General features: G+C 61.0%; 17 protein-coding genes and 4 tRNA genes. 6 read left to right on the top strand and 15 right to left on the bottom strand.

What is annotated here, in order from left to right:
- Positions 1 to 32: 32 nt before the first annotated feature.
- Positions 33 to 662, bottom strand: a complete 630-nt coding sequence (locus tag LGQ10_RS23815) for a response regulator transcription factor (RefSeq protein WP_058433964.1) — start codon at positions 660 to 662, stop codon at positions 33 to 35.
- Between the two features lie 320 nt (positions 663 to 982).
- Here LGQ10_RS23815 and LGQ10_RS23810 point away from each other — a divergent pair, with 320 nt between their 5' ends.
- The gene (locus LGQ10_RS23810) at positions 983 to 2,173 is read left to right on the top strand and encodes an EAL domain-containing protein (RefSeq protein ID WP_058433965.1); all 1,191 of its coding nucleotides are present in this window, start codon (positions 983 to 985) and stop codon (positions 2,171 to 2,173) included.
- Positions 2,174 to 2,277: 104 nt separating this feature from the next.
- Entirely contained in the window at positions 2,278 to 5,910 is a 3,633-nt protein-coding gene (locus tag LGQ10_RS23805; RefSeq protein WP_226523382.1) for a transporter substrate-binding domain-containing protein, read from the top strand.
- A gap of 105 nt (positions 5,911 to 6,015) precedes the next feature.
- On the opposite strand, the gene LGQ10_RS23800 is transcribed toward LGQ10_RS23805, so the two are convergent.
- The 7 genes from LGQ10_RS23800 to rluD all read right to left on the bottom strand — a co-directional run bounded on the left by LGQ10_RS23800 (position 6,016) and on the right by rluD (position 11,103).
- Positions 6,016 to 6,092, bottom strand: a tRNA-Pro gene (locus LGQ10_RS23800).
- Between the two features lie 93 nt (positions 6,093 to 6,185).
- A tRNA-Lys gene (locus tag LGQ10_RS23795) sits at positions 6,186 to 6,261 on the bottom strand.
- Positions 6,262 to 6,266: 5 nt separating this feature from the next.
- Positions 6,267 to 6,343, bottom strand: a tRNA-Pro gene (locus LGQ10_RS23790).
- 9 nt (positions 6,344 to 6,352) lie between these two features.
- Positions 6,353 to 6,428 (bottom strand) — tRNA-Asn (locus tag LGQ10_RS23785).
- A 295-nt stretch (positions 6,429 to 6,723) separates the two neighbouring features.
- Positions 6,724 to 9,288 carry an ATP-dependent chaperone ClpB gene (gene clpB, locus LGQ10_RS23780; RefSeq protein WP_226523381.1) on the bottom strand — a complete coding sequence of 855 codons (2,565 nt, stop codon included), beginning with the start codon at positions 9,286 to 9,288 and terminating at the stop codon, positions 6,724 to 6,726.
- Between the two features lie 130 nt (positions 9,289 to 9,418).
- Positions 9,419 to 10,144, bottom strand: a complete 726-nt coding sequence (gene pgeF / locus LGQ10_RS23775; protein ID WP_226523380.1) for a peptidoglycan editing factor PgeF — start codon at positions 10,142 to 10,144, stop codon at positions 9,419 to 9,421.
- Positions 10,141 to 11,103: a 23S rRNA pseudouridine(1911/1915/1917) synthase RluD gene (rluD, locus tag LGQ10_RS23770; RefSeq protein ID WP_058436680.1), complete on the bottom strand. Its 963-nt coding sequence runs from the start codon at positions 11,101 to 11,103 to the stop codon at positions 10,141 to 10,143. Before rluD ends, pgeF begins: the two co-directional genes overlap by 4 nt.
- Before the next feature lie 150 nt (positions 11,104 to 11,253).
- On the opposite strand from rluD, the gene LGQ10_RS23765 reads away from it, so the two are divergent.
- The 3 genes from LGQ10_RS23765 (at position 11,254) to LGQ10_RS23755 (ending at position 14,242) form a co-directional block, all read left to right on the top strand.
- Positions 11,254 to 12,276 (top strand): outer membrane protein assembly factor BamD, encoded by a 1,023-nt coding sequence (locus LGQ10_RS23765; RefSeq protein WP_226523379.1) that lies wholly within the window; start codon positions 11,254 to 11,256, stop codon positions 12,274 to 12,276.
- A 129-nt stretch (positions 12,277 to 12,405) separates the two neighbouring features.
- Positions 12,406 to 12,639 (top strand): PP0621 family protein, encoded by a 234-nt coding sequence (locus LGQ10_RS23760; RefSeq protein WP_226523378.1) that lies wholly within the window; start codon positions 12,406 to 12,408, stop codon positions 12,637 to 12,639.
- Between the two features lie 271 nt (positions 12,640 to 12,910).
- Positions 12,911 to 14,242 (top strand): sigma-54-dependent transcriptional regulator, encoded by a 1,332-nt coding sequence (locus LGQ10_RS23755; RefSeq protein ID WP_226523377.1) that lies wholly within the window; start codon positions 12,911 to 12,913, stop codon positions 14,240 to 14,242.
- Here LGQ10_RS23755 and thiO read toward each other — a convergent pair.
- From thiO to pilV, 5 genes are all read right to left on the bottom strand, one after another.
- Positions 14,239 to 15,351 (bottom strand): glycine oxidase ThiO, encoded by a 1,113-nt coding sequence (gene thiO / locus LGQ10_RS23750; RefSeq protein ID WP_058434263.1) that lies wholly within the window; start codon positions 15,349 to 15,351, stop codon positions 14,239 to 14,241. The genes LGQ10_RS23755 and thiO overlap by 4 nt on opposite strands.
- Positions 15,352 to 15,407: 56 nt before the next feature.
- A complete protein-coding gene (locus LGQ10_RS23745) occupies positions 15,408 to 15,809 on the bottom strand; it encodes a type IV pilin protein (protein WP_058434264.1) in 402 nt (133 codons plus the stop codon).
- 352 nt (positions 15,810 to 16,161) lie between these two features.
- Positions 16,162 to 16,638: a PilX N-terminal domain-containing pilus assembly protein gene (locus LGQ10_RS23740; RefSeq protein ID WP_226523376.1), complete on the bottom strand. Its 477-nt coding sequence runs from the start codon at positions 16,636 to 16,638 to the stop codon at positions 16,162 to 16,164.
- Positions 16,638 to 17,348, bottom strand: coding sequence for a PilW family protein (locus tag LGQ10_RS23735; RefSeq protein ID WP_226523375.1), 711 nt, complete (start codon positions 17,346 to 17,348; stop codon positions 16,638 to 16,640). Before LGQ10_RS23735 ends, LGQ10_RS23740 begins: the two co-directional genes overlap by 1 nt.
- Positions 17,345 to 17,776 carry a type IV pilus modification protein PilV gene (gene pilV, locus LGQ10_RS23730; RefSeq protein ID WP_226523374.1) on the bottom strand — a complete coding sequence of 144 codons (432 nt, stop codon included), beginning with the start codon at positions 17,774 to 17,776 and terminating at the stop codon, positions 17,345 to 17,347. The genes LGQ10_RS23735 and pilV overlap by 4 nt, the downstream gene beginning before the upstream one ends.
- 291 nt (positions 17,777 to 18,067) lie before the next feature.
- On the opposite strand from pilV, the gene LGQ10_RS23725 reads away from it, so the two are divergent.
- A complete protein-coding gene (locus LGQ10_RS23725) occupies positions 18,068 to 18,592 on the top strand; it encodes a GspH/FimT family protein (protein ID WP_058434268.1) in 525 nt (174 codons plus the stop codon).
- On the opposite strand, the gene ispH is transcribed toward LGQ10_RS23725, so the two are convergent.
- Positions 18,593 to 19,540: a 4-hydroxy-3-methylbut-2-enyl diphosphate reductase gene (gene ispH, locus LGQ10_RS23720; protein ID WP_058434269.1), complete on the bottom strand. Its 948-nt coding sequence runs from the start codon at positions 19,538 to 19,540 to the stop codon at positions 18,593 to 18,595.
- 123 nt (positions 19,541 to 19,663) lie between these two features.
- Positions 19,664 to 20,101, bottom strand: a complete 438-nt coding sequence (fkpB, locus tag LGQ10_RS23715; protein ID WP_226526182.1) for an FKBP-type peptidyl-prolyl cis-trans isomerase — start codon at positions 20,099 to 20,101, stop codon at positions 19,664 to 19,666.
- Positions 20,102 to 20,105: the final 4 nt, after the last annotated feature.

Genomic DNA, 20,105 nt, shown 5'->3' with positions numbered 1-20,105 from the left:
AAAGCCCGCCCGCAAGGGGCGGGCTGCAGGTGTCAGGGAATCAGCGCATTACGCTTGGCAAACTCCGCCAGGCTGACCTGGGAGCCCAGCCCCAGCTTCTGCAACAGACGAGTCTTGTAGGTGCTCACGGTCTTGTTGCTCAAGAACAGTTTCTCCCCGATCGCCTTGTTCGAATGCCCTTGGGCCAGGTGCTGCAGGACGATCATTTCCCGATCGGTCAACAGGCCGATCTGTTCGGCTTCGGAACGCTGCTCCACAGCCGAGACCGATACATCCAGGGCCAGAGAGGGATAGAAGGTGTAACCCGCCAGGACAGCATTCAGGGCCACCACCAGGTTCCCCAGGTCCTCTTCCTTGTTGACGAACCCCCTGGCTCCCAACTGGATGCAACGCCGGCAGAAGCCTTCGACGGATTGCGAGGTGAGCACCAGCACTTCGGTGGGCAGCTCCAGGGCCTTGATGCGCGACAGGACCTTGAGGCCATCGAGCTTGGGAATCCCGATATCGAGGATCACTGCGTCGGGTACATGCTCGCGAACCAGCTCCAGTGCATCCAGGCCGTTGTCTGTCTCGGCCACTACGCGCATGTTGTGCTTTTCCAACAACACCTTCACGGCAAGCCGCACGACAGGATGGTCATCCACTATCAATACGCTGTGCATATTGTCATTTCACCTTAAGAACTCGAACATCGGTCAACCATGACCGCTGGAAAAATATACGCCATCGCACCTTGCTCAGATGCCATTTCATTGCCATTCGAGGCACCGGCTTCGCGCTGAGAATCCTCCGGTGCGCCCGCTGGAAATTTCAGGTTCCAGACAAATAACCGGCGATACAAGAGGTTAACGAGCAGCCCCGAACGAATCAGATAATTCAATTATTCTTGAGGAAAATTCCTACAAGCCATAGGGATACAGCTAATGGACCCCTCTCAGGAATCTTAAGCAAGATGCTCGACGATCAATGACGCGAGCTGTCTATGCAACATCTGAACGTCCTGGTTCTGGATGACGAACCCCTACAACGCCTGATCACCATCACCGCGTTGAACAAGGCGATGCCCGGACGGGTGCACGAAGCCGGCAATGGTGACGAGGCGCTGGTCCTGCTGGCGAGTTGCGAAAGAATCGACATTGCCATCTGCGACCTGAGGATGCCCGGGATGGACGGCCTGGCCTTCCTGCGCCATGCCAGCCAGAGCGGCAAGCTGCGCTCGGTGATCCTGTGCAGCCAGGCCGACCCGATCCTGCGGCAGACCACGATTTCCATGATCAAGCGCCTGGGCCTGCATTTTCTCGGCGATCTGGGCAAGCCGTTTCACCTGGAACGGTTGGTTGCCCTGCTGGCCCGCCATCAGAGCTGGCGCCACGGCAGCCCTACGCCCCTGGCCAGATCCGGCCTGCCAACACTGACCGAGGTGATTCATGGGCTGGACAACGGCGAGTTCGAACCGTACTACCAACCCAAGGTCGCACTCGACGACGCCTCGCTGCTTGGCGTGGAATCCCTGGCACGCTGGAATCACCCGCGACTGGGCATACTTCCACCGTCGCACTTCCTGCCCCTCATGGAACAGCACAAGTTGCTGGACCGTCTTTTCTGGCAATTGCTCGAGCAGGGCCTGGCGTTGCGCAGGGCACTGGCCAATCAGGAGCGACACCTGGATTTTTCCTTCAACCTGCACCCGGCGCAGCTGGCTTGCCAGGCCCTGAGCGGGGCCATTGCTTCCTGGCTAAGGCGGTTCCAGGCCCCGCCTGCCAGCATCACCTTTGAAATCACTGAAACCAGCCTGATCAGCGCACCGGCCAGCAGCCTGGAGAACCTGGTGCGCCTGCGCTTGATGGGTTGCGGCCTGGCCATGGACGACTTCGGTGCCGGCCACTCTTCCCTGGAACGCTTGTGTGAGCTGCCCTTTAGCCAGATCAAGCTCGATAGTGCTTTCATTCGCAAGATGAAATACCAGCCCAGATACTGCGCAATCATCAGTTACACAGTTGCCCTTGCTCGCTCACTGGGCATGTCGCTGATCATTGAAGGTGTCGAAAACCTCGAACAGCAGGAACGCCTGCGAGAGCTCGGATGTCACGCCGCCCAAGGCTTCCTGTTCGCGCGCCCGATGCCCAAAGACCACTTCATAGCCTATTGCCGCGCTGATCCGCCGCCAGGATGACCCCATCGATCACTCACCCTCTCCCCTGATCCTGTTCCACATACCGATGCCCGCACATTCCGGTCCGTCGACCGCCTCCTGGCTCCCTACTTTCTGAAGCAATCATGCATTCCCGACTTTTCCCGCTTTTCATCTGTTTGGCGATCATTGGCACCCAATCGGCTGCCGCGCAGATACTTCCCAGTACGCTGTACAGCACCGCCCGCCTCGACCACCACGAGCTTGCACTCGAGGACGAGGACTGGCACTGGCTACGGCACAAGCTGGAATTGAAGATCGGAGCAGTCGCACAGGAGTCGGCGCCGTTCAGCGTCAGCTACAACGATGGCCGCTACGAAGGCATCACCGCTGATATCAGTGCACTGATCGGCCAGTTGCTGGGAGTGCGCATCAAGCTCGTGCCCTTCCAGACTCGCGAAGAGGCCATGCAGGCCCTGCAGACCGGCACCATCGACTTTGTTGGCAGCTACAACTCCGGGCACTCCGACAACAGCATCCGGCACACCCGGCCCTTTGCAGAGGGGCGCCTGGCCCTGTTCAAGCGCAGCGACGAACTGCGCAATGCTCCTCGCGATCTGGCCGGGCTACGGGTTGCCGTCCCCGAGGAACATGCTGCCGAGCTGCGGGCTCACTTTCCCCTGGCCCAACTGCAGGTACAGGCCAGCCATGAACAGGCCATCACGGCGACAGCCTTCGGTCATGCCGACCTGTATGTCGACGACGTGCTCAGTGCCTATTTCCAGATCAACCGCTCCTACTACGGCTTTCTCAGGTTCGAACGTTTCGCCGACCATCCCAAGGGCGAGTATGGCTTTGCGCTCAAAGGCAACAACGAGCGTCTGCAACGTATTTTGGACCAGAGTATCGAGGCCATCGGCCAGGAAAAGCTCGTTGTGCTGAGTCGCCGCTGGGTTGGCAGCGGCTTCGTGCCGTCGGATGATCGCATTGCCCTGACGGCGCAGGAGGCACGCTGGATCGAGCGCAACCCGGTACTGCGCCTGGTGATCAATGATGACCTGGCGCCCGTAGCCTTCTTCGATGCCAACGGTGTGTTCTCCGGCGTCGCTGCTGAGCTGCTCGAAGTGATATCCCAGCGCACGGGCCTGCAATTCCAGGTGACGGCACGCAATGGTGGTTACCCCGAACAGATCGAAGCGTTACGCCAGGCTGAAGCGGACCTCGCCATCATGACGGCCAGCGCACAACGCGAGGAAAAGCTGCGCTTCACGCGCCCCTTCCTGACCAGCCCCTTCGTGCTGGTCACCCAGGTCGACAAGACGGGCAGAGCCCGCCCTCCCGGTAACCTGGCAGGCAAGCGCTTGGCCATTCCCGCCGGGCACGTGCTCCGCCAGCAGGTACGCGAGCTCTACCCGAACACCGAGCTGATAGAGACACAAACCTCCCTGGACAGCATGAACAAGGTCTATGCAGGCGACGCCGACGCAGCCGTCGTCTCCCTGCCAACCTCGCGCTACTACATCGTTCGTCTGTTTCAGAATCGCCTGGGCATCGCCGACCTGATCCACACCAACCAGAAAACCGCCAATTTCGCCTTGCGCCTGGAGGATTCGGAGTTGCAATCGATCCTCGACAAGGCCCTGCTCAGTCTCCCGGCGGACGACCTCAATGCCATGGCCAACCATTGGCGCTCACCACCGGGCATGAGCGGCGAAACCTGGCGCGACTACACCATCGTCATTGCCGAGATCGTGACTGGCGCCTCGTTGCTGCTGTTGATGTCGCTGATCTGGGGTTTCTACCTGCAACGTCGGGTCAGGGTCGAGAAAAACCTCAATGACCAGTTGCGCCTCCTCGAAACCCTGACCGAGAACATGCCTCCGGTCCTGTACATACGGGACATCGCCGGCAACATGCTGTGCTGCAATCGCAGCTACCTCGACAGTGTCGGCCTGAGCGCCGAACAGGTATTGAACAAGACCGTGCAGCAGCTGCCAAGGGAACATTTCTCGGCGGATCCGAGCCTGCACCAGCGATACCTGCAGGCGATCAACGATGGTCAGACGCTCACTTCCGTGGAAGCCGTCCGCCTGCAAGGCAAGAACATCTGGATCGAGCACTGGATCCAGCCATTCCAGGATGCCCATGGCGTGACCAAGGGCGTGATCTGTGGCTGGCTGGACATCACCAAGCACCGCCACCTGGTCCAGGAGCTCAAGGAAGCCAAGGATCTGGCCGACGATGCCAGTCGAGCCAAGACCACCTTCCTGGCGACCATGAGCCACGAAATCCGTACGCCGATGAATGCGGTCATCAGCATCCTGGAACTGGAACTCAAGCGTGGCGACAGCGGCCGGATCGAGCACTCCAGCATTGAAATAGCCTACAGCTCGGCCAAGAGCCTGCTGGAACTGATCGGCGACATCCTCGATATCGCCCGGATCGAGTCTGGACGCCTGAGCCTGTCGCCCAAGCGTGCCAATCTGCGGGAACTGGTGGAGTCGGTCGCCCGGGTATTCGAAGGCCTGGCTCGGCAAAAATGCCTGAGCCTGGTGCTGGAAATCGACTCCAGCATCAACGGCGACGTCCTGGTGGACGGCATGCGCTTCAAGCAGATCCTGTCCAACCTGGTGAGCAACGCCATCAAGTTCACCGAAGCCGGTTTCGTCAAGGTGATCATTGGCGCCGATCTCCTGGAAAACTCGACGCTGCGGGTCAAGCTCAGCGTGGAAGATTCGGGGATCGGCATTTCTCCCGGCAACCAGCAGCGCCTGTTCCAGCCATTTTCCCAGGTGGAACGCAACGTTCAGCACACCGAAGGCACAGGCCTGGGCCTGGTTATCTGCCGCTCCCTGTGCGAGATGATGGGCGGACACATCTCGCTGAGCAGCTCACTGGGGCATGGCACCCGGGTGGACGTGGAGTTGCAACTGCAGGTACTGGAACGCGTGGTGACCCCGGAACGTCCGCCACAACCCAAGGTTCGCCATATGTACCGCCTGCAGGTCCTGGTGGTGGACGACCACGCGGTGAACCGCCAGGTCCTGCAACAGCAGCTGTGCTTCCTGGGACATGACGTGGTGGAAGCGGAAAACGGCCTGGATGCATTGAACATCTGGCGCGAGCGGGGGTTCGACATGATCATCACCGACCATCACATGCCCATCATGAATGGTGCCGAACTGGCCCGGGCGATTCGCCGCTATGAACGCGACAGCATCAGCCAACCAGTGATGATCATCGGCCTGACCGCCGATGCCCAGCCAGAGGAAGTGGAGCGTTGCATCCAGGCTGGAATGAATGATTGCCTGGTCAAACCCATTGGCCTGGACGAACTGGAGCAGCGCTTGCTGTCCATAGGGGACATCGACGATGGCGAGGCAGAACCATCACTGCCCCACAGTGATGTGCTTTCACCTCGGGTATTCGATCTGGAATCCCTGCAAACCCTGGTCGGCAGCGAGCCGAAAATGCTGCGCCATATATTGAGCGAACTGATCGTCAACAACCGAACCGACCAACAGGCCCTCACAACCTGCCTGCAGAAACAGGCGACAGTGGAGCTTGCCGAACTGGCTCACCGGATCAAGGGCGCGGCGCGGGTGGTGAAGGGCGAGCAATTGGTGGAGAGTTGCCACCAGCTGGAGCAGGCCTGTCTCAACCTCATGCCGCTGGATGCGGTCGCTGAGTACGTCGAGCAGGTACAACATGCCATTGTGACCCTGGAGCAGGGTTTGCTGGCCCAGCAGGGGATCTGGGAGACGCCGCCTGAGCAATGACCCGTGGCGACCGGCAGCCCGCCAGGGGTTTCACTCCTGGCGAGCTTCGAAGTTTTCAGGGACAAACGAAAAAGGGCACCTCGAGAGGTGCCCTTTTCGTGAAGATGGTCGGGGTAAGGGGATTCGAACTCCTGACATCCTGCTCCCAAAGCAGGCGCGCTACCGGACTGCGCTATACCCCGGTAAAAAAAAGGCACCTTCAAGAGGCGCCTTCTGCGAACAGCGCTTTTGGCTACTGTCCTTAAGATTCGATTCCAGCAAGCTGGTTTCAAAAATGGTGGGTCGTGTAGGATTCGAACCTACGACCAATTGGTTAAAAGCCAACTGCTCTACCAACTGAGCTAACGACCCAAAGATGGTCGGGGTAAGGGGATTCGAACTCCTGACATCCTGCTCCCAAAGCAGGCGCGCTACCGGACTGCGCTATACCCCGGTTTGAAGTTGGCTCCGTGACCAGGACTCGAACCTGGGACCCAATGATTAACAGTCATTTGCTCTACCGACTGAGCTATCACGGAACTGATTACTTCAAGCTACAACGTGTTGCTTCATCCTCTTCGACTTGCTCCGTATCGCTACGTTCATGTCTCTGAGGCGCGCCATTTTACAATCTTTAAAACCTCTGTCAACCCCCTAAATTGCTTTTAAGACAATGATTTGCGACTTCATTGCCGGTTTTTTCTTCAGCAGAAAAAACCTGAGGGGTGACTGACTGCGGGGCGCACTTTACAAGCCTTTTCCTTACAGTTCAACGCCCTAGTGAAAAAAAAGGCCTCGCAACGCGAGGCCTTCCGATTTACCTGCTGCCTGATATCAGGTGAAGACGATCTCGTCGTCCTGCACGGCCGCAGTGATGGTGCCGCCAGGCAAGAAGCTGCCGGACAGGATCAACTGGGCCAACGGGTTCTCGATCCAGCGCTGGATCGCCCGCTTCAGCGGCCGGGCACCGTACACCGGGTCGTATCCCACAGCGATCAGCTTGTCCAAGGCATCGTCGCTCAGTTCCAGGCCCAGCTCGCGCTCCGCCAGGCGGCTGCGCAGACGTCCCAACTGGATCTGGGTGATACCGGCGATCTGATCCCGCGCCAGAGGCTCGAAAATCACCACTTCATCAACCCGGTTGATGAACTCCGGCCGGAAATGGCTGGACACTGCATCCATCACCGCCGCACGTTGTGCCTCGCGATCCCCTACCAGTTCCTGGATCTGCGCCGAGCCCAGGTTGGAGGTCATGACGATCACCGTGTTGCGGAAGTCCACCGTACGCCCGTGGCTGTCCGTCAGGCGGCCATCCTCCAGGACCTGCAACAGAATGTTGAAGACATCCGGATGCGCCTTCTCGACTTCGTCCAGGAGGATCACCGAGTACGGTTTACGACGCACGGCTTCAGTCAGGTAGCCGCCCTCTTCATAACCGACATAGCCTGGCGGCGCACCGATCAGGCGAGCCACGGAATGTTTCTCCATGAACTCGGACATGTCGATCCGCACCATGGCCTCTTCGGTATCGAAGAGAAACTCCGCCAGGGCCTTGCACAACTCGGTCTTACCCACACCGGTCGGGCCGAGGAACATGAACGAACCGCTGGGCCGATTCGGGTCGGACAACCCGGCCCGGGAACGGCGCACCGCATTGGCCACCGCGACCACGGCCTCATCCTGGCCAATGACGCGCTGATGCAGCAGGCTTTCCATCTTCAACAGCTTGTCGCGCTCGCCCTCGAGCATCTTCGATACGGGAATGCCGGTCCACTTGGACACCACCTCGGCAATCTCTTCCTCGGTAACTTTGCTGCGCAGCAGCTGATTTTCGCTATGACCGTGCTGGTCGACCATCTGCAAGCTGCGCTCCAGATCCGGGATCACCCCGTACTGCAACTCAGCCATGCGATTGAGGTCGCCCTTGCGGCGCGCAGCTTCCAGCTCCTGGCGCGACTGTTCGATCTTCTGCTGGATCTGGGCCGAACCGTGTACCTCGGCTTTCTCCGACGTCCAGATCTCCTCGAGGTCCGCGTACTCACGCTCCAGGCGGATGATTTCTTCCTGGAGCTTCTCCAGTCGCTTGATCGCCGCCTCGTCGTCTTCTTTCTTCAGGGCCTGGGACTCGACCTTCAATTGAATCAGGCGCCGCTCCAGACGATCCAGCACCTCGGGCTTGGAGTCGATCTCCATGCGAATGCGGCTGGCGGCCTCGTCGATCAGGTCGATGGCCTTGTCCGGCAATTGCCGGTCAGTGATATAGCGATGACTGAGCTTGGCCGCCGCAATGATCGCACCATCGGTGATCGCCACCTTGTGGTGCACCTCATAACGCTCTTTCAGGCCGCGCAGGATGGCGATGGTGTCTTCCTCGCTCGGCTCGTCCACCAGGACCTTCTGGAAACGTCGCTCCAGTGCCGCGTCCTTCTCTATATATTGGCGGTACTCGTTGAGCGTGGTGGCACCGACACAATGCAGCTCACCGCGGGCCAGGGCCGGCTTGAGCATGTTGCCCGCATCCATCGAGCCTTCGCCCTTGCCGGCGCCGACCATGGTGTGCAGCTCGTCGATGAACAGGATGATCTGCCCTTCCTGTTTCGACAGTTCATTGAGCAGCGACTTGAGACGCTCTTCGAATTCGCCGCGGTATTTGGCACCGGCGATCAGGGCCCCCATGTCCAGGGACAACAGGCGCTTGCCTTTGAGGCCATCGGGTACTTCACCATTGATGATCCGCTGGGCCAGGCCTTCGGCGATGGCTGTTTTACCCACGCCAGGCTCACCGATCAGCACCGGGTTGTTCTTGGTCCGACGTTGCAGCACCTGAATCGTGCGGCGAATCTCGTCGTCACGGCCGATCACCGGATCAAGCTTGCCGTCTTCGGCACGCTTGGTCAGGTCAACGGTGTACTTGTCCAGCGCCTGGCGCGACTCTTCGACATTGGCGTCATTCACCGCCTCGCCGCCACGCAGGTTGTTGATGGCGTTCTCCAGGGCTTTCTTGCTCACGCCCTGCCCCAGCAACAACTTGCCGAGCTTGCTGTTTTCATCCATGGCCGCCAGCAGCACCAGCTCGCTGGAGATGAACTGGTCGCCTTTTTGCTGCGCCAGACGGTCGGCCTGGTTGAGCAGACGCGCCAGATCCTGGGACATGTTAACGTCGCCAGTGGGGTTCTGAATTTTCGGCAGTTGGTCGAGCTCTTTGCTCAACTCCTTGCGCAGGCTGTTGACGTCGAAGCCCACTTGCATCAGCAGAGGCTTGATCGAACCACCCTGCTGTTCCAGCAACGCCTGCATCAGGTGCGCTGGTTCAATGGCCGGATGATCGAGGCCAACCGCCAGAGATTGAGAATCGGATAAGGCCAGCTGCAATTTGCTGGTTAATCGGTCTATACGCATTAGTCACCTTCCTTTTGAGCAGGCCGGAGCGATGGACACACCTAAATAGAGAAACCTGCCAGATGATTCTCTAGATGCGGTCGATTCTGGGAGATTCAAGCGTCAGCTACTTGACGCACGTCAGATTAGTCTAGCGCTCGAGCCAGATGAGGGAGGCAAAGCGCCCCGTGCGCGGAGCGCGCCGATAAGAGAAGAAACGCGGGTCGCTGACGGTGCAATAACCACCACCATAAACAGCCGTGACACCCCGTGCAGCCAGGCGCAGACGGGCCAGCTGATAGATGTCGGCCATGAAACGTCCGGCATTGATACTGGGCACGAAGGCTTGCTCGGTTGCCGGCAACTGGCTGGCAAAGGCTTCACGCACTTCGGCACCCACCTCGAAACACTGTGGACCGATGGCCGGCCCCAGCCATACCAGGACCTCGGCAGGCGGAACGTCGAGATGGTCGAGCGTGGTATCCAGCACACCGGCAGCCAACCCGCGCCAGCCCGCATGGGCCGCAGCGACACGAGTCCCAGCACGGTTGCAGAACAACGCCGGCAGGCAGTCTGCAGTCATCACCGCACAGGCGATGCCCGGAGTGGCGGACCAACTGGCATCGGCAGTTGCAACCACGGCAGGGTCGGCATGGGCCACTGCGACCCCGTGCACTTGCCGGAGCCAGGCCGGGGCCATGGCGAAATGTTCGGTGAGGCGACGACGATTCTCGGCCACCGCCTCGGGTTGGTCGTCAACATGATCGCCCAGATTGAGGCTATCGAACGGCGCCAGGCTGACGCCGCCGCTACGGGTGGTGACGCAGGCCTTGATTCCCGCCGGCGCGGGCCAGTCAGGAATCAGCCAGTCATTCATCCGATGAACGCCTCGCGGTCTTGCTTGAGCAGCGACAGCAACCAGACGAAGTCTTCCGGCAGAGGCGACTCCCAGCTCATGCGCTTGCCAGTCGTCGGGTGATCCAGCTCCAGGAAGCGCGCATGGAGTGCCTGGCGCGGGAAGTTCTTCAACGACTCGACCATGGTCACGCTGGCGGCCGGCGGAATGCGGAAACGGCCACCGTATGCAGGGTCGCCCACCAACGGGAAGTTGATGTGGGCCATGTGCACCCGAATCTGGTGGGTACGACCGGTTTCCAGCTTCACCCGTACATGAGTATGGGAACGGAAACGCTCCAGCACCCGATAATGGCTGACAGCCGGCTTGCCACCTTCCATCACCGCCATGCGCTGACGTTGCTGGCCGTGGCGACCGATAGGGGCATTGATCTTGCCTCCGGCGGTCACCACGCCGATCACGATGCATTCATAGATGCGACTGACCGTGCGGCTCTGCAGCTGCGTCACCAGTTGTGTCTGCGCTTGAATGGTCTTGGCCACCACCATCAGACCGGTGGTGTCCTTGTCCAGGCGGTGGACGATACCGGCCCGCGGCACATTGATGATGCCGGGGATGTGATGCAGCAGGGCATTGAGCAGGGTGCCATCAGCGTGGCCGGCAGCCGGGTGCACCACCAGGCCCGCAGGCTTGTTGATCACCAGAATGTCGTCATCTTCATAGACGATATCCAGCTCGATGTCCTGGGCGATCCACTCGCCCTGGGCCTCCTGCTCGGCAGTCAGCTCAAGAATGGAGCCACCGTGCACGATATCCCGCGGACGGATGACCGCTCCGTCCACGGTGAGGCGGCCGTCCTTGATCCAGGCGGAAAGGCGCGAGCGCGAGTGCTCGGCGAATAGTTGGGCGGCGACTTGATCGAGGCGTTGACCGCCCAGTTCGGACGGCACCTCTGCGCGAAGTTCTATTTTATCGGACATGCTCGGACTGGGCGTCGGCACAGCCTTTGGTTTCGGCTGCACGCTTGTGGTTAAATACGGCGTCTTTTGCCCCGAGGCTTTCAACGGGGCGCTCATCATAACAGGACGGCCCCGCCCAAGACAGCGGCCGTCATAGGGACGCAAGCCGCCATGCAAGTGAAACACCTGCTGCTGATCGCCATCCTCGCACTGACCGCTGCTTGCTCATCGAAGGAAGTCGTTGACGAAAACCTGAGCGAAGTCGAGCTGTACCAGCAGGCGCAGACCGACCTGGACAACCACAGCTATACCAGCGCCACCGCCAAGCTCAAGGCCCTGGAATCGCGCTATCCCTTTGGTCGCTACGCCGACCAGGCACAGCTCGAGCTGATCTATGCCAACTACAAGAATGCCGAGCCGGAGGCCGCCAAGTCTGCAGCCGAACGTTTCATTCGCCTGCACCCACAGCATCCGAACGTGGATTACGCCTACTACCTCAAGGGCCTGACTTCGTTCGACCAGGACGTTGGCCTGCTGGCGCGCTTCCTGCCGCTGGACATGACCAAGCGTGACCCGGGTGCCGCTCGCGATTCCTACAACGAATTCGCCCAGCTCACCAGCCGCTATCCAAACAGCCGCTACGCCCCGGACGCCAAGCAGCGCATGATCTACCTGCGCAACCTCCTGGCCGCCTATGAAATCCACGTAGCCGACTACTACCTCACCCGCCAGGCCTATGTCGCCGCGGCCAACCGTGGCCGTTACGTGGTGGAGAACTTCCAGGAAACCCCTTCGGTAGGTGACGGCCTGGCAGTGATGACCGAGTCCTACCAGCGCCTGCACCTGGACGAACTCGCTGCCAGCAGCCTGGAAACCCTGAAGCTCAACTACCCGGACCACCCAAGCCTGGTGGACGGCCAGTTCGTGCCGCGGGTAGCCGAAGCCGACAACCGCTCCTGGATGAGCAAGGCCACCCTGGGCCTCATCGAGTCCCGTCCGCCGCTGCCACCGGGAGAAACCCGTGCCAACCAGGACATCATGAAGCAGTACCAGGATGCCAAGGACGCGATTCCTGCTGAGCTCAAGCCCAAGGACAACAACGGCGACGTGATCGAGGAAGAAAATCATGAAGCCGCCGGCAACAACAGCGACCGCTCCTGGTTCAGCTACATGACCTTTGGTGTGTTCGACTGATTTGCCCATCGCAGGCATGAAAAAGGGAGACTTCGCGTCTCCCTTTTTCATGCCTGCGATCTTGGGGGTCTGTGCGACCGGCGGGCGCTTGGCTAAACTGCCGCATCTTTCCCCAAGAAGCTCGATGCCATGGTTCGTCTACTGTTCTGGATTGCCCTGATTGCCGCTGCGGTATGGTTCTGGCGCAAATTCAAGCGCCCTGCCGCGGCTCCCCGCCCACCCAGCGAACCAGCCAACACCCCCATGGTGCGTTGCGCCCATTGTGGTGTGCACCTGCCGCAGGACCGCGCACTGAGCCTGTCGCAACAGTGGTACTGCAGCCAGGCGCACCTGGAGCAAGGGCCCGGCAACACGAACCGCTGAGTGCATCTGCCCTGCGCCAACGGGTTCGGGGCGATCGCCTCACTGCTGAACAATTGGCGACAAAATACCCACCCTCGTGCGCAACAACCGCCCCATCCCCTCAGCCCCCGGATTCAGCGGCCCGGCAGCCTCCCGAACCGACTCGCCTGTCCTGACCGACGCCCAGTGAGATCCTGAATCAGGGCCGTCCCGGCGCACCGGGCCTAGACTTCAGCTCTCGGCCTGGCAATACGCTGGCGGCCGGTTTTTCATGGATGAAAGCGCAACCGTCATGAGCCCCCGACAAACCGTGCTGGTGGTCGATGGGACCCGGGAAGTCCGCGCCCTTGTGGAAATCACCCTGGGTCGAATGCGCCTGCACACCCGCAGCGCCTGTACCTTGCGGGAAGCCCGCGACCACCTGCGGCAGTATCGCTTCGACTTCTGCCTGACCGACCTGCACCTGCCGGACGGCAGCGGCCTTGAGCTGCTGAAACACATACGCCAGGATCACTCCCGCGTTCCCGTGGCGCTGCTAAGTGACGATACCAGCCAGCAGGCCACTGTCAGCGCCTTGCGGGCCGGGGCTTGCGACTTGCTGCACAAACCGCTGGACCCCAAGCGGCTGAGGGCGCTGATCGACACCCAACTCAAGCTCCCAGCGCCTCGAGAAGCCGAAACGAGCAAGCGACTGCTGGGAAGCTCGCCCCCCATGGCGGCCCTGCGCCATCAAATCAGCAAGCTGGCACCCAGCCTCGCGTCGGTCTACATCACCGGTGAGTCCGGCAGCGGCAAGGAGCGAGTCGCCCGCCTGATCCACGATCTGAGCCCCAGGGCTGGGCAGGCATTCATTGCCGTCAACTGTGCAGCAATCCCTGCGACGCTGATGGAAAGCGAGTTCTTCGGCCACCGCAAAGGCAGTTTCAGCGGCGCCCTGGCGGATCAGCCCGGGCTGTTCATGGCCGCCCATGGGGGCACCTTGTTTCTCGACGAGGTCGCCGAGCTGCCGCTGGCCATGCAGGTAAAGCTCCTGCGCGCCCTGCAGGAAAGGTCCGTGCGCGCGGTAGGCAGCCAGACGGAGAAAGCCGTGGATGTACGGATTCTTTGCGCCACCCACCAGGCCCTTGGACACCAGGTGGAGGCCGGGCACTTCCGTCAGGATCTGTACTATCGCCTGAATGTCATCGAGCTGCGGGTCCCGCCGCTGCGCGAGCGTCCTGCCGATATTGCTCCGCTGGCCCGGCATATCCTGCAACGCCTGGCCACCCGCAGCGGCCAGCCCGTCGTCGAGCTTCGCGCACAAGCGCTGCAAGCCCTGGAAACCTACGATTTTCCTGGCAACGTACGCGAGCTGGAGAATCTGCTGGAGCGGGCCCAGACCCTTTGCGAAGGGCAATGGATAGAGTTGGCGGACCTGAATCTGCCCAGCGCCGTGCAACTCGAGCCCCCGCCGACATCCGCCCCTACACCCTTCGACCTGGCGCTGCACCTGCAGCAAGTGGAACGCCAGTTGCTGCTCCAGGCCCTGGAAGCCTGTCGCTGGAACCGCACGGCGGCTGCCCGGCGACTGGGGCTTTCATTGCGCTCGATGCGGTATCGCCTGAAGAAGCTCGGGCTAGACTAGGAGTGCTTCCCGATCCGCCCCGCGGGAGCATAAGGCGCTGGATCGATGATCGGCTGGTTGCCCAGCAACAGGTCGCAGAACAACTGACAAGAAGCCGGGGCCAATACCAGCCCGTTGCGATAATGCCCGCAGTTCAGCCACAGGCCGTCGATCCCGGGAACCTGCCCGATGTAGGGAATCCCTTCGGGAGAGCCCGGGCGCAACCCGGCCCAGTGCCCCACTACCTCCGCGTCCGCCAGGGCTGGAACGAGCTCGACGGCCGACGCCTTGAGGCTTTCCAGGGCAGAGGCGGTGGGAGTCTTGTCGAAACCTTCATGTTCCAGGGTACTGCCCACCAGGATATGCCCGTCCCGCCGGGGGATAGCGTAGCGCCCCTTGGCCAGGACCATGCACGACAAGAAGTCGGCAGCGCATTTGTACAGGATCATCTGCCCCTTGACCGGCTCCACCGGCAGCGCCAGCCCCAGTCCGGACAACAGTTCGCCACTCCAGGCACCGGCACAGAGCACCACCTGATCGGCCCTCAAATCGCCCAGCGCGCTATGCACACCCACCACACGCTGTCCGTCACGGATAAATCCGGTAACTTCACACTGTTCGTCAACCTGCACATTCGGCAGGGCCTGCAATGCTGCCCTGAGGGACTTCACCAGGCGCGGGTTTCGCACATTGGCCACGTTGGCCATGTAGATCGCCTTCTGGTAGCCACCCCCAAGCACTGGCACCGCATCGTGCACGACAGAGATATCCACTTGGCTCAACGGTCGACCTTCACGCCGGGCCCATTCCAGGGCCTGGGCCTGGTCTTCCAGATCCAGCCAGTAGAGCCCGGTGGTGTGCACTTCAGGATCGAGCCCGGTGGTATTGAACAGTTGCTCGCCCAACTGTGGGTAAAAATCCTGGGACCAATGAGCCAGGGCCGTGACTGCCGGGCTGTAGCGCCAGGGATAGAGCGGAGACACGATGCCGCCGCCAGCCCAGGACGACTCGCGCCCCAGCTGCGAACGCTCCAGGAGCCGTACCTGCTGCCCCTCGGATGCCAGGTTGTAGGCGGTGAGCAAGCCGATCACCCCGCCGCCGACCACCAGCACTTGCTGTTGCTTAGCCATAGTTGGTTCCAGTCAATGAGAAAGACAATGGGCCCCAGGGCGCCCGAAGCAGCCACTCAGCGCCCCCAGCAATCCTTGCTGGTCAGCCCTTCGGCCTGACCGACGAGACCAATCGCCCCCGTCTGGTCGAGGGTGAAGCTGCCGCATTTGTCAGCCGCCATCAAGCTATCGGCCTTGGGCGTGGCCGTCAGCGAGAAGCCAGTATCGGTCAGGGTTGCGGTGATGCCGTAGTAGTCGTTACCCGTACTCAGGTCAGGAGCATTGCTGTAGACACCAGCCTTTGAGTGATAGCGCTCGAGTTGCTGCGCCTGCTCGGTGAGGAGCACTGCGATTTCACTGCGGTGCGGTTTCTTCATGTATTCGGTGATGCTGGGGAGGCTCAAGGTAAGAACCAGACCGATGATCGCAATCACGATCATGATTTCGATCAGGGTAAGACCTTGGTTGGATCTGCGCATGGTCAATGATCTCGCTTACTGAATTTGTCGCCAGAGAATTCGCCGGCTGCCGCCCTCGGGCCGTTGTACCGGGGTATCGCCACCGCCGGGAGAGCCGCTACCCGCCTGCCAGGCGTCGTTGCCCGGCGGGTCCGGCACTGGGGCGCCGAGCATCTTACCGCCGAATGCTGGCACGCCGGTCAATTTCCCACTGTCGATGATCGTGCAACAGGCTTCTGATACCGGCACGACGACTGCCTCGTCCGGCAACACCGCGTTAGCCGCTCGTACCTGGGCGATCAGACCTGGCCAGGACGCACACAGCAGGCCCGTCGCCAGGGACAATCCGCTACGCCATCGCCCACGGCACATCTCAATACTTGGCATAGATACTCTCCAGCACGCTGCGAGCCTGGCCGGACAAGCCGATCGCCGTCACTCGATACAAGGTGGCCGGGACACCCTCGGGCAATCCGATGACATCTTCGACGACACCCAGGTTCTGCACCGCGTAAAAACCATCAACCGCCGCGATCCAACGTACTCCGGATGCTTCGTTGAGTCCGGCAGCATCAACAAGTGGCGCGTCAGCAGGTGGCGCACATTGCGCTGGCACCGCACACACCGGCCAGCGCAATACACCTTCGTGCACCTGCGACTCGCCCAGGCGCAACGCTGTCTCGGCGGCCTGGAAAGCACGATGATGCTGGACCAGACTACCCGTCATCTTCTCCTGCAAGGTTGCGTTCTGCATGGATGTCAGGCCGATCATCGTCAGCAACAACAGGAACAGCAGGCTGGCCAGCAACGCCATGCCTCGCTCGCGCCCGGAACCGGCGAGCGACAGCATCAGGGCAACCTGTTGCGCAAGGCCGCCACCAGAGTGAAACGCTGCGGCCTGACTGCGCCGTGAGGGTCGCCCAAGGTCAGGTTCAATCGAACGCTGCGTATTTGCGCAGAGTCGCCCGGGTCACGGCTATAGCCCGATACGGCGCTGTCAGTAACGGAACGGGCAAGACCAAAACTGATGTCGAAGGCCTGGACATTGTCCAGCAGCACCATCTGCTGGTGTTCGAGCCCCGTGCCCAGCATCAGTTGCTGATTCCGGAAGCGATAGAACACCCGGCGCAGGGCAAATACCTGTTGCCCTTCGCTCGCCTTCTGCAACCCTGAATAAACCACCGCGACCTTCCGGCAGTCGGTGACCAGGCTCCAGGTCGGCGCTCCATCCCCCTCCCCCACATCCACGGTCACCAGACTCAACGTCTGATCGGCGCTGTTCCAGTGGACTGGCCTCGCCGCAAAACGAGAAAAAGTCCCACCCTCACTAGCATCTCGAACCGTTCGCAGGCAGCCGGCGAACCCGGCCATGCGGATTTCCTGAAGCATCTTGCCCAGGACAAAACGCGCCTCCTCCTGCTGGTAAGCTGAAGCACCCTGGCTGAGATAGGTCGCCTTGGCGGTCATGAACACTCGGGTTGCCCCCAGCACCAGAACCAGACTCAATGCCAGAGCCAGCAACATCTCCACCAGGCCGAAGCCCTGGCTGCTGCGGCTCACCGCACACCTCCCGGACGCACCACCAGCCGACTGCCCAACTCCAGGCTGCGCAACTGTTCACTGGAGCCCGAGGCGCGCGAATCATCCCAGGCAATGTGAACGGTGTAGAGCCCCTTGGCGGTGCTGACGTCGCCCTTGGCGTCGGCCCCACCAAAGCTTGCGACGTCGCTGGCAAACTCCGCCAAGTCCCGGGCCAGCACATTCCCCAGGACTTCCTCCCCTGGCGAGGCCTGATCGGCGCTGGCCCTGATTCGTTCGAGCATGCCAGCGGCAATGAAAGCGGCCTGGGTATTCATCCGCGCACTGTCGGTGTAGCGCAGGGCCTTGAGCTGGACCGCTCCAGCGCCAAGCAGACCCAGGGCGAGAATCATCAATGCCACCAACACCTCGACCAGGGTCATGCCCATCTCTTCCCTCATTCCCTTCATCCACAATCCCCCATCCATGGAGAACGACATAGCAGACGCCGTGGCCAGCCCCATCAGCCTCGCCGCTGCTTGAGGTTAGCCGGCAATGGCCTGCAAATCGGTATCTGGTACAACCGGCAATACATTGCCAGGGTCCAGGCTGCAGCCCTTCGCCAGCCGGGTGCCGCGACGGAACGCAATCCCTTGTATGCAAATTCGCCACCTGCCCAGGAGCCACCACAGCTATAACAGCCTGGTCCTTGAACGATGCAGGGATAGCGTGAAGCCATGTTTTCCAGGGAGGAAAATCTCATGCGAGAGAAGGGATTCAGCCTGATAGAACTACTGACAGCGCTGGGCTTGCTGGCCCTGCTGCTACCACTGTCCAGCGGCGCGTTCAGCGAACTGCTGCATTCCAACCGGCAGCTGGATGCCGCACGAACCCTCGCCAGCGATCTTCGCAACGCTCGAGCAGCGGCGATCCTGCAACGGCATACGACGCTGGTGCATGGCCTGGACGGTGACTGGAGCAAAGGCTGGCGCATCGTCCTGGATATCAGCGGCAAAGGCTTCCTGGACCCGGAAAACCCACTGCTGATCGAACGTCGGCATGCCGGGCAGGTGCTGATAGCGGGCAATCGCCCGGTCCAGCACTTCGTGCGTTTCGGTGCCCTGGGCAACCCGTTGTTGCCTACCGGCGCCTTCCAGGCCGGCACGCTGCACATCTGCCAGAGAGGTCAGAACGGCAGCCGCCACCAAGTGGTACTGTCGCGTAGCGGGAGGATCAGCCTGCGCAGCGATAGCGCCGAACAGGCTGTGTGCACGAGCGCGGGATGATCAGGAGATGGAGCGGACCCGCAGCTCCTTGGGCATGGAGAAGGTGATGTTTTCTTCCCGACCGGCCAGTTCGTCAGCACCGGTGGCTCCCCAGGCCTGCAACTGCTGGATCACGCCACGCACCAGGACTTCCGGAGCCGATGCGCCGGCGGTGATACCGATACGCTCGACACCATCGAACCAGCTGCGCTGCAGGTCCTCGGCGCCATCGATGAGATAGGCCGGGGTTGCCATGCGCTCGGCCAGTTCACGCAGGCGATTGGAGTTGGAGCTGTTGGGGCTGCCCACTACCAGCACCACATCGCATTCGTCGGCCAGTTGCTTGACCGCGTCCTGGCGGTTCTGTGTGGCGTAGCAGATATCGTCCTTGCGTGGGCCGCCGATAGCGGGGAAGCGCGCGCGCAAGGCATCGATCACCCGGCTGGTGTCGTCCATGGACAAGGTGGTCTGGGTCACGAATGCCAGGCGCTCGGGGTTCTGCACTTGCAGCTTGGCCACGTCGTCTTCGTCTTCCACCAGGTAGATCGCACCGCCGTTAGTGGCGTCGTACTGGCCCATGGTGCCTTCGACTTCAGGATGGCCGGCATGACCGATAAGGATGCACTCACGACCGTCGCGGCTGTAGCGCGCCACTTCGATATGCACCTTGGTCACCAGCGGACAGGTGGCATCGAAGACCTTGAGACCGCGACCGGCGGCTTCCCCGCGTACAGCCTGGGATACACCGTGTGCACTGAAGATGACGATGACATCATCCGGCACCTGGTCCAGTTCCTCGACAAAGATCGCCCCGCGATTGCGCAGGTCCTCGACGACGAACTTGTTATGCACCACTTCATGCCGGACATAAATCGGCGGCCCGAAGACCTCCAGGGCGCGATTGACGATTTCGATCGCCCGGTCCACACCGGCACAGAAGCCACGGGGATTGGCGAGTTTGATTTGCATGCTGTGCCTCGTGTCTTGCGCGCAAGGAATAATCGTGACAACCGCTTCGCGGTCGACTGCAAACAAGCTCGACCCAACAGAAACACTCGCTGTTTCCGTCGAGGCGAGCTTGCCCGTGATGCTTTAAAGCGCTTTGACGTTGATGATCTCGACGTCAAAGGTCAAGGTCTTGCCGGCCAACGGATGGTTGAAATCAACGGTGACCTGGGTGTCATCGAAGGTCTTGACCACACCAGGCAACTCGGTGTTCGCCGCATCGTTGAAGATCACCAGCAGGCCGTCGGACAGTTCCATGTCCTGGAACTGCGACCGTGGAATGATCTGCACATTCTGCGGATTAGGCTGGCCAAAAGCGTTTTCCGGCTCGATGGTCAGGTTGCGCTTGTCACCCGCCTTGAAGCCGAACAGCGCTGCCTCGAAGCCAGGCAACAGGTTGCCATCGCCGACCTTGAAGGTCGCCGGGGCCTTGTCGAAGGTGCTGTCGACCGTGTCGCCGTTCTCCAGGCGCAATGCGAAATGCAAGGTGACTTCCGTGTTCTGGCCGATGCGTTGTTCAGCCAATACC

Origin of the sequence: Pseudomonas sp. L5B5, assembly GCF_020520285.1 — a bacterium.
Lineage (GTDB): Bacteria > Pseudomonadota > Gammaproteobacteria > Pseudomonadales > Pseudomonadaceae > Aquipseudomonas.
This window is presented reverse-complemented; position numbering and strand designations above follow the sequence as displayed.